Source organism: Azospirillum sp. B506, assembly GCF_000333595.1.
In the GTDB taxonomy this organism is placed as follows: Bacteria; Pseudomonadota; Alphaproteobacteria; order Azospirillales; family Azospirillaceae; genus Azospirillum.
This window is the reverse complement of sequence record NZ_BADK01001003.1, coordinates 1-1,647: the sequence shown is the minus strand read 5'-3', so window position 1 is coordinate 1,647 and position 1,647 is coordinate 1. Positions and strand designations below refer to the sequence as shown.

Genomic DNA, 1,647 nt, shown 5'->3' with positions numbered 1-1,647 from the left:
GGGGCCTTTTGGGGCCGCATTGCTCAGCAAGGCGGTCTCGTTTCCGAGCCGTTCCACACCCAGCTGCACCTTGACCTGGGAGGCGTGTTTGCGTCCGCCGCCGTCAGGCGGTCGGCGCCCTGGCCGTCCTTGCGGCGAGGTCGTCGAGGACGGCGGTGAGATCGTCCTGCAGGTCGGATGGATCCTCCAGCCCGACGCTGATGCGCAGGATCAGGTCCTCGCCGGTCCAGGGGCGGGCGGTGCGGTTGCGCTTGACCGGCATCGGCGCCATCAGGCTGCGGGTTCCGCCCCAGGAGGCCACCGCCGCCGCCACCGCGGCGTGATAGGGTTTGAACAGCGCCTCCACCCGCTGGGCCTGGGCTTCGGCATCGAGCGCGCGGTTGCCGGGGATCACCACGTCGTCGCTGACCACCGGAATGGCGGTGGGATCCTCCAGCGCCCGGTTCGGATCGATCACCAGCCGCGAGAAGCCCGACAGCACGGCGGTGGCCCCGAACCGCGCCGCCAGCCGCCGAGTCACCTCGGCCGCACCGATGTCATAGGCGATGTGGCGGCAGAGCTGCTCCTCGGCAAGGTGATCCACGCGATCGTCGACAATTACGCCACCCACAAGCATCCCAAGGTGCTGGAATGGTTGGCCGATCACCCGCGCTGGGTCTTCCATTTCACGCCCACCTCAGCCTCCTGGATCAACGCCGTCGAGGGCTTCTTCTCCATCATCACCCGACGGAGCATCCGGCGCGGCGTGTTCAAGTCCGTGGCCGACCTCCAGGACGCCATCGCCCGCTACATCCGCAAGCACAACAGGGCATCCAGGCCCTTCGTCTGGACCAAGCCCGCCGACACCATCCTCGATAAACTCAGCCGTTTGCCTGCACCTTCTGAATGAGTCAGTGCACTAGTGCACTGACGCAGACATAGGATTCACAGCGGGCTGCTGGTGTGCGATTCTGTCGGCATGGCCCAAACCGTCAGCGTCATCGTTGGAGCAGAGGATCGCGCGCGTTTGGCCGCGCTCCTCGGCGACCGCAACCTCCCGCACAAGCATGTCCAGCGGGTGAACATCATCGTGCTCTCGGCCGAGCGGCTGCCGGTGCAGGAGGTGGCGCGCCGGGCCGGTGTCAGCCGCCCGGCGGTCTGGCGTTGGCAGGTGCGCTACACCGAACAAGGCGTGGATGCGCTGCTGCGCGACAAGACGCGCAAACCCGGCCGGGCACCGCTGCCGACCGCCACCGTGGCCAAGGTGCTGGCGCTGACCTGTTCGGAACCACCGGGCGCCGTGACACACTGGACCGGCCGAGCGGTGGCCAAGGCCGTCGGCATCAGCCTGCGCGCCGTGCAGCGCATCTGGGAAGCAACCGGCTCCAACCGCATCGGCTGCGCACCTTCAAGCGGTCCAACGATCCGGGCTTTCGCGCCAAGGTGGAGGACATCGTCGGCCTCTATATGGACCCGCCCTGCCACGCGGTGGTGCTGTCCATCGACGAAAAGAGCAGAATCCAGCGCTCGAACGCACCCAGCCGGGTTTGCCGCTGAACCCCGGCGGTGCGGGACAATTACGCACGAATACAAGCGCAACGGCACACCACGCTGTTCGCCGCGCTGACACCCTGGAAGGCACGTTGTTCGGCGCTGCCTGCCCAAGCA

1 protein-coding gene and 2 pseudogenes are annotated in these 1,647 nt (G+C 67.3%); 2 read left to right on the top strand and 1 reads right to left on the bottom strand.

From position 1 onward, the window contains the following. Nucleotides 1-103 precede the first annotated feature (103 nt). Nucleotides 104-616: an N-formylglutamate amidohydrolase gene (locus tag I71_RS40320; RefSeq protein ID WP_244434163.1), complete on the bottom strand. Its 513-nt coding sequence runs from the start codon at nt 614-616 to the stop codon at nt 104-106. On the opposite strand from I71_RS40320, the pseudogene I71_RS31080 reads away from it, so the two are divergent. Next, nucleotides 569-889: pseudogene (locus I71_RS31080) on the top strand (transposase); the annotation flags it as partial. The gene I71_RS40320 and the pseudogene I71_RS31080 overlap by 48 nt on opposite strands. Before the next feature lie 69 nt (nt 890-958). Further along, nucleotides 959-1,647, top strand: a pseudogene (locus tag I71_RS36615) (IS630 family transposase); the annotation flags it as partial.

What these genes read in the sequence shown, in the direction of transcription:
- I71_RS40320 (WP_244434163.1), bottom strand. Translation starts at nt 616, where the DNA reads ATGCTTGTGGGTGGCGTAATTGTCGACGATCGCGTGGATCACCTTGCC.